Source organism: Streptomyces anandii JCM 4720 (assembly GCF_014650655.1).
GTDB lineage: Bacteria > Actinomycetota > Actinomycetes > Streptomycetales > Streptomycetaceae > Streptomyces > Streptomyces anandii.
On record NZ_BMVJ01000006.1, the window covers coordinates 239,044 to 246,923 of the forward strand.

Annotated in this window: 6 protein-coding genes; 3 read left to right on the forward strand and 3 right to left on the reverse strand. The window is 68.9% G+C overall.

Going from position 1 to position 7,880, the window contains the following annotated elements; translation table 11 throughout:
- The coding region (locus IE249_RS13800) for an MAB_1171c family putative transporter (RefSeq protein ID WP_308434340.1) at positions 1-1,020 on the forward strand (1,020 nt) is incomplete at its 5' end.
- Between the two features lie 151 nt (positions 1,021-1,171).
- On the opposite strand, the gene IE249_RS13805 is transcribed toward IE249_RS13800, so the two are convergent.
- Complete coding sequence (locus IE249_RS13805; RefSeq protein ID WP_189705101.1) at positions 1,172-2,701, reverse strand: helix-turn-helix domain-containing protein; 1,530 nt, start codon at positions 2,699-2,701, stop codon at positions 1,172-1,174.
- A gap of 415 nt (positions 2,702-3,116) precedes the next feature.
- Here IE249_RS13805 and acnA point away from each other — a divergent pair, with 415 nt between their 5' ends.
- Together acnA and IE249_RS13815 are read left to right on the forward strand one after the other, a co-directional pair.
- A complete protein-coding gene (gene acnA, locus IE249_RS13810) occupies positions 3,117-5,840 on the forward strand; it encodes an aconitate hydratase AcnA (RefSeq protein ID WP_308434341.1) in 2,724 nt (907 codons plus the stop codon).
- A 273-nt stretch (positions 5,841-6,113) separates the two neighbouring features.
- Positions 6,114-6,311 (forward strand): DUF397 domain-containing protein, encoded by a 198-nt coding sequence (locus tag IE249_RS13815; protein WP_308434346.1) that lies wholly within the window; start codon positions 6,114-6,116, stop codon positions 6,309-6,311.
- Between the two features lie 270 nt (positions 6,312-6,581).
- Here the strand turns inward: IE249_RS13815 and IE249_RS13820 are convergent, their stop codons facing one another.
- Positions 6,582-7,034, reverse strand: a complete 453-nt coding sequence (locus tag IE249_RS13820) for a hypothetical protein (RefSeq protein WP_189705104.1) — start codon at positions 7,032-7,034, stop codon at positions 6,582-6,584.
- A 44-nt stretch (positions 7,035-7,078) separates the two neighbouring features.
- Positions 7,079-7,880 (reverse strand): helix-turn-helix domain-containing protein (locus IE249_RS13825; RefSeq protein ID WP_229858410.1); only part of this gene is annotated, 802 nt, incomplete at its 5' end.

Consider the following 7,880-nt stretch of genomic DNA (forward strand, 5'->3'; position numbering starts at 1 on the left):
GGGATACCCGGTCTGGCACCGCTGGCTCTGCAGGCCTGCGTGATGTCCTTCGCGGTGGGGCAGCAAGTCCTGCTCGCGTACTGGATGGAGCCGCCGGCGGGGGCCCGGAAACGACTGGCCAGACGCTTCGTACTCATCGGCATCGCCGCCGTGAGCATGTTCGGCCTGTTCCTGCTCAGCGTGGTCGGCAGCCATCTGTCCGCCGCCACGTCCCTGACGGCCGGGCGGCCGTATCGACTGGCCTGTTCGCTGGTCTACAACGTGGTCTACGCGGCAGTGGAAACCGAAGTGGCCGTCCTCTGCCTGCGGTATGCGAGAGTGTCGCATCACTGGTTGCGCCGGGGCCTGGTGGTGGCGTCCCTGGGTGCCGTTCTGACTCTCTCGTACAGCGGGATCGGCATCGTCGACGCTTGTGTCGAGTACGGCCGTCTCTCACCGGTGCCGTGGGAGGACCTGGCGTGGACCGTGGGAGATGCCGGTGCGCTGTGCAAAATCATCGGGTGGACCATGCCGGGATGGGGCCCCCAGCTGGGCCTGGTGGCCGACTGGCTGAGAAAGTACCGCCAGTACCGCACGCTCCATCCGTTGTGGTGTGCGGTGTACCGGGCCGTACCCGCTGTAGCGCTTCAACCCGACAAGACCTTCATGGGCAGGGCCCTGGTGTTCCGCGCCCTCGAATTCAAGCTCTATCGACGGGTCATCGAGATCCGGGACGGCATCCTGGCGGTGCGGCACCGGGTGGCCCCCGGGGTGACCAGTGCCGCGCTGGAACGGGGACGCGCAGCCGGGCTGAGCGGCAACGACCTCCTGGCAGTGGTGGAAGCAGCGCAGTTGGCGTCCGCCCTGGACGGTTGCGGGACCGGAGACCGAGCCGACGGCGACATCATGATCGATGGACCGCCGAGGACGAGTTTCCAGGAGGAGCTGACCTGGATAGTGAAGTTGGCGGAGGTGTTCGACCGCCGCTCGGTCGTCACCGGCCTCGACGGGTCACGGGAGTCGGTCGGCTCGTCCCGGTGAGACGGGACGCCGCGTCCACCGGACCTCCCGCCGACGGAATCCAGAGACGTGCCGAGACCTGGCGTTCTCCAGCCCCGGCACGTCATGGTGTTTTTCGGGGTCCCGGAGCCCCCCGGACGGGAGGGGCTGAGGGTGGTTCTGCGCAGAGCCCTCAGATGTCCCGGAAGGTCTCGATCTGCGCCCCGATCGAGTTGAGGCGCTCGGCGAGGTCCTCGTAGCCGCGGTTGATGACGTACACGTTGCGCAGGACCGAGGTGCCCTCGGCGGCCATCATGGCGAGGAGGACGACCACTGCCGGGCGCAGGGCCGGCGGGCACATCATCTCGGCGGCGCGCCAGCGGGTCGGGCCCTCGACCAGGACCCGGTGGGGGTCGAGGAGTTGGAGGCGGCCGCCGAGGCGGTTGAGGTCGGTGAGGTAGATCGCGCGGTTGTCGTAGACCCAGTCGTGGATCAGGGTCTTGCCCTGCGCGGAGGCCGCGATCGCGGCGAAGAAGGGGACGTTGTCGATGTTCAGGCCGGGGAACGGCATCGGGTGGATCTTGTCGATCGGCGCCTCCAGTTTGGAGGGCCGCACGGTGAGGTCCACCAGGCGGGTGCGGCCGTTGTCCGCGAAGTACTCGGGGCTGCGGTCGTGGTCGAGCCCCATCTCCTCCAGCACCGCCAGCTCGATCTCCAGGAACTCGATCGGCACCCGCCGCACCGTCAGCTCCGACTCGGTGACGACCGCCGCCGCCACCAGGCTCATCGCCTCGACCGGGTCCTCGGAGGGGGAGTAGTCCACGTCGGCGTCGATGACCGGCACGCCGTGCACGGTCAGCGTGGTGGTGCCGATGCCCTCGACCCGTACGCCCAGCGCCTCCAGGAAGAAGCACAGGTCCTGGACCATGTAGTTGGAGGAGGCGTTGCGGATGACGGTCACGCCGTCGTGGCGGGCGGCGGCCAGCAGCGCGTTCTCGGTCACGGTGTCGCCGCGCTCGGTCAGCACGATCGGTCGGTCCGGCCGCACCGAGCGGTCCACCACGGCGTGGTACTGCCCCTCGGTCGCCGCCACGTCCAGGCCGAAGCGGCGCAGCGCGATCATGTGCGGCTCGATGGTGCGGGTGCCCAGGTCGCAGCCGCCCGCGTACGGCAGCTTGAAGCGGTCCATGCGGTGCAGCAGCGGGCCGAGGAACATGATGATGGAGCGGGTGCGCACGGCGGCCTCGGCGTCGATCGCCTCCAGGTCCAGGCCGGCCGGCGGCACGATCTCCAGGTCCACCCCGTCGTTGATCCACCGGGTGCGCACGCCGATCGAGCCCAGCACCTCCAGGAGGCGGTACACCTCCTCGATCCTGGCCACCCGGCGCAGCACCGTGCGCCCCTTGTTGAGCAGCGAGGCGCACAGCAGCGCCACGCACGCGTTCTTGCTGGTCTTCACGTCGATGGCGCCGGACAGCCGGCGGCCGCCGACCACCCGCAGATGCATCGGGCCGGCGTAGCCCAGCGACACGATCTCGCTGTCCAGGGCTTCACCGATTCGGGCGATCATCTCAAGGCTGATGTTCTGGTTGCCGCGCTCGATGCGGTTGACGGCGCTCTGGCTGGTGCCGAGCGCCTCGGCGAGCTGCGCCTGCGTCCAGCCGCGGTGCTGCCGGGCGTCACGGATGAGCTTACCGATGCGTACGAGGTAGTCGTCTGCCATGGGGTTGAGGTTATCTCAGATATGAGATGGCACCTCTCGTGGGGTCCGTTCGGGTGAAGGACCGTCAGTGACGCCTGATTGTTTCCCGGTTGTACCGATTTACGCCACCTGGAGGGTGTCGAGGGGCTGGGGGGGGGCTCGCCATCCGCCCGACCGTCGCCATGCCGGATCTCCCGTGAGTACCCCGATGCCGTCCCCCCGCACCGGGGTACCCGGGGGCCGTGCGGCCGGGGCCGCACATGACCATCCGGCCCCCATGTACTAGAGTTATCTCGACATCGAGATATCTGCCGAGGCGCCCCGCAGCCCCCCGCTCGGTAAGGATTGCCTTACTTAGCCTTACCTCAGCGGATCGGCCGAGCCGTCGTGGCGGCAGGATTGCGGTGGTACGCGCACATCAATGAAGGAGACTGTCGTGTCGGCGAACAGCTTCGACGCCCGCAGCACGCTGCAGGTGGGCGACGAGTCGTACGAGATCTTCCGGCTGGACAAGGTCGAGGGCTCCGCGCGCCTTCCCTACAGCCTGAAGGTGCTGCTGGAGAACCTGCTCCGCACCGAGGACGGCGCGAACATCACCGCCGACCACATCCGTGCCCTCGGCGGCTGGGACTCCCAGGCCCAGCCGTCGCAGGAGATCCAGTTCACGCCGGCCCGCGTGATCATGCAGGACTTCACCGGCGTGCCCTGCGTCGTCGACCTCGCCACCATGCGCGAGGCCGTCAAGGAGCTCGGCGGCGACCCGGCGAAGATCAACCCGCTCGCCCCGGCCGAGCTGGTCATCGACCACTCCGTGATCGCCGACAAGTTCGGCACCCCGGACTCCTTCAAGCAGAACGTCGAGCTGGAGTACGGCCGCAACAAGGAGCGCTACCAGTTCCTGCGCTGGGGCCAGACCGCCTTCGACGAGTTCAAGGTCGTGCCGCCCGGCACCGGCATCGTCCACCAGGTCAACATCGAGCACCTGGCCCGCGTCGTGATGGTCCGCGAGGGCAAGGCGTACCCCGACACCCTGGTCGGCACGGACTCGCACACCACCATGGTCAACGGCCTCGGCGTCCTCGGCTGGGGCGTCGGCGGCATCGAGGCCGAGGCCGCCATGCTCGGCCAGCCGGTCTCCATGCTGATCCCGCGCGTCGTCGGCTTCAAGCTCACCGGCGAGCTGCCCACCGGCACCACCGCCACCGACCTGGTGCTCACCATCACCGAGATGCTGCGCAAGCACGGCGTGGTCGGCAAGTTCGTCGAGTTCTACGGCGAGGGCGTGGCGGCCACCAGCCTCGCCAACCGCGCCACCATCGGCAACATGTCGCCGGAGTTCGGCTCCACCGCCGCGATCTTCCCGATCGACGACGAGACCATCAACTACATGCGCCTGACCGGCCGCCCCGAGCAGCAGCTCGCGCTCGTCGAGGCGTACGCCAAGGAGCAGGGCCTCTGGCTGGACCCGAACGCCGAGCCGGACTACTCCGAGAAGCTCGAGCTCGACCTGTCCACCGTCGTGCCGTCCATCGCCGGCCCCAAGCGCCCGCAGGACCGCATCGTCCTAGCCGACGCCAAGACGCAGTTCGCGCAGGACGTGCGCGCCTACGTCAAGGACGGCGGCGACGTCGACGAGGCCAGCAAGGAGTCCTTCCCCGCCTCCGACGCCCCGGCCATCTCCAACGGCGCCCCCTCCAACCCGGTCCCCGTCACCGCCCCCGACGGCACCACCTACGAGCTGGACCACGGCGCGGTCACCGTCGCGGCCATCACCTCCTGCACCAACACCTCCAACCCGTACGTCATGGTCGCCGCCGCTCTGGTGGCCAAGAAGGCGGTGGAGAAGGGCCTGACCCGCAAGCCGTGGGTCAAGACCACGCTGGCGCCGGGCTCCAAGGTGGTCATGGACTACTACGACAAGGCCGGCCTGACCCCGTACCTGGACAAGCTGGGCTTCAACCTCGTCGGCTACGGCTGCACCACCTGCATCGGCAACTCCGGCCCGCTGCCGGAGGAGGTCTCCCAGGCCGTCAACGAGCACGACCTCGCCGTCACCTCGGTGCTGTCCGGCAACCGCAACTTCGAGGGCCGGATCAACCCCGACGTCAAGATGAACTACCTGGCGTCCCCGCCGCTGGTCGTCGCCTACGCCATCGCCGGCTCCATGAAGGTGGACATCACCAAGGACGCCCTCGGCGTGGACCAGGACGGCAACGCGGTCCACCTCAAGGACATCTGGCCGACCGAGGCCGAGGTCAACGACGTCGTCGCCAACGCCATCGGCGAGGACATGTTCTCCAAGTCCTACGCCGACGTCTTCGCCGGCGACGCCCAGTGGCAGTCGCTGCCGATCCCGACCGGCAACACCTTCGAGTGGGACGCGGAGTCCACCTACGTCCGCAAGCCCCCGTACTTCGAGGGCATGGGCCAGGAGCCGGAGCCGGTCGAGGACATCACCGGCGCCCGGGTGCTCGCCAAGCTGGGCGACTCGGTCACCACCGACCACATCTCCCCGGCCGGCGCCATCAAGGCCGACACCCCGGCGGGCCAGTACCTCACCGAGCACGGCGTGCAGCGCCGCGACTTCAACAGCTACGGCTCGCGCCGCGGCAACCACGAGGTCATGATCCGCGGCACGTTCGCCAACATCCGCCTGCGCAACCAGATCGCGCCGGGCACCGAGGGCGGTTACACCCGCGACTTCACGCAGGACGGCGGCCCGGTCTCCTTCATCTACGACGCCTCGCGCAACTACATCGAGCAGGGCGTCCCGCTGGTGGTCCTGGCCGGCAAGGAGTACGGCTCCGGCTCGTCCCGCGACTGGGCGGCCAAGGGCACGGCGCTGCTCGGCGTCAAGGCCGTCATCGCCGAGTCCTACGAGCGCATCCACCGCTCCAACCTCATCGGCATGGGCGTGCTCCCCCTGCAGTTCCCGGAGGGCCACACCGCCTCCACCCTCGGCCTGACCGGCGAGGAGACCTTCTCCATCACCGGCGTCACCGAGCTCAACGAGGGCAGCACCCCGCGCACGGTGAAGGTCGCCACCGACACCGGCATCGAGTTCGACGCGGTCGTCCGCATCGACACCCCCGGTGAGGCGGACTACTACCGCAACGGCGGCATCATGCAGTACGTGCTGCGCAGCCTGATCCGCAAGTAACGGACAGGGCAGGGCAGTTGGGCCGCATCCCCGCCATCGGGGGTGCGGCCTTCGCCATCATGGACGTATGGCATGTCGACCGGTTCCCGTATGGCAGCCGATGACGGCTGCCCCTAACCTGGAGGCGGGGTAGCCGAAAGTAGTCCTTCGGGTGCCATAGGTGTTTCCCGACCCCGACGATTGGGGTACTTGGCTGCGGTGGTGCACAACCGTCCACTAGGCTGACCGGGCGCCATCGGGCACATCGGGGAAGGCAGCAGGGGGGCTGAGGTGGTGCGGGAGGGGGGACCCTTGTGGCGCAGGAGCAGCATGTGCGGCAATGAGAGCGAGTGCCTCGAGGTCGCCGTGGGACACGGCGGCGTTCTGGCGCGTGACTCCAAGACGCCTCATCGCACGCCTGTGCGCTTCACCGCCCCTGCCTGGAGGGAGTTCCTGCACGCGGTGACGCGAGGGGAGTTGGCCGGCTCATGACGTCGTTGTCAAGGTCAAGCCATCGCCAGGAGGTAGGGGGTCTTATGAATGCCGGTGCATCCGCGGCGCAGCATTCCGCCAGGAGGACGTCCCGGGGGCCCGTCGTGGCGGGCGCGGTCACCTTCACCCTGGGCACCGGCGCCGTGGCGACACTCGCCGCCGCCCTCGCCTCCCTGGCCGTGGAGGGGGCGCTCGCCAAGAGGATCGTCTGGGTCGTCGTGGCCGTGGCGGTAGCCGTCGCCGCCGGGGTGTGGCGGGCCGGCCGTACCGCTACGCCGTCCCCACCTGATCCGGTTCCCCTTCCGCACGGTTCTCGGACGGGTTCGCCTCAGTAGCGGTCCCGCCTTTGCGGCGGTTCCAGAGGCGTTTGCCGCCCCACACGGCTCCGGTGGCGCCGGACGCGCCCAGGACCGACAGGACGATGCTGCGTATCGGGGACCAGGGCAGCTTCAGTCCCCTGACCATGTGGATGGCCGCGAGCATCGCCGCGAGTATCAGCAGCACGACCGCCAGGACGAACACCCCGGCCAGAGCCATCGTCTTCATCTTCACGGCGCCGCGCGCCTTCTCTATCGCGATGAGGTTCCGCGTCTGCCCCTCGTCCTGGATGGCCTGCGCCTTGAGTTCCTCGTCGGTCAGCCCGGAGGCCGGCGGCTCCTCGCCCCCGAGCACGCAGGACCTGACCCACTGCCGCAGGTCCTGCCATGTCGACCTGAAGACCACGTCGGTCCTCCCCCGCTCCGTGAAAGCCGTGAGCCCTCTAGTGCCTAGCGGGTCCCGAGGTCCTGCCTGATGTGACCGATGAGGTCGAGGGACTCGGCCTCGCCGAGCGCAAGTTCCGTGATCGTCTGGAAGCACTCCTGGTAACGGGCCAGCAGTTCGAGGTCCTCGCCGCCCGTCATGCTGCCCGCGGCGTGCTCCAGGTAGAGCAGGTCGTCGTCGTCCGGAAAGCCCAGGAGCACGAAGCTGCCCAGCGTGCTGTAGTGCGCCCCCGCCCCGAAGGGCAGCACGCGGATCGACACACCGTCCCGCGCGCCGAACTCGAGCAGTTGCCCCAACTGTTCGCCGAGCACCTCCGGGCCGCCGATCTGCCGGCGTACCGCGGCCTCGTCCAGCACGAAGGTGGCCGCGGGCCGCCCGGACCCGTCGAACATCCGGCTCTGCCGCTCCATCCTCAAGTCCACCACCCGGTCCGCCCGTTCGGCACTCAGGCCGCGGGGGGCGAGCAGGGCGTGCGCATAGCCGGGGGTCTGGAGATGGCCGGGGACGACGATCGGGTGATAGGTGCTCAGCGAGGTCGCGGCGCTCTCGTATCCCAGGTACTGGGCGAACTGCGGGGTGACCACGTCGTGGTACTTGGACCACCAGCTCGGTCCTTTGCTCCCTCTTGCCGCCTCCTCGAGTTCGTGCACCTGGCCGGGGTCCGTGACGGCGTACAGGGACAGCAGGGCGCGAAGATCGCTCACGGACACGCTGACCGTGCCCGTCTCCACGCGGATGAGTTTGGACTGGGACCACTCGACCCGCTCGGCGGCCTCACGCTGGCTCAGTCCTGCCCGCTCACGGGCG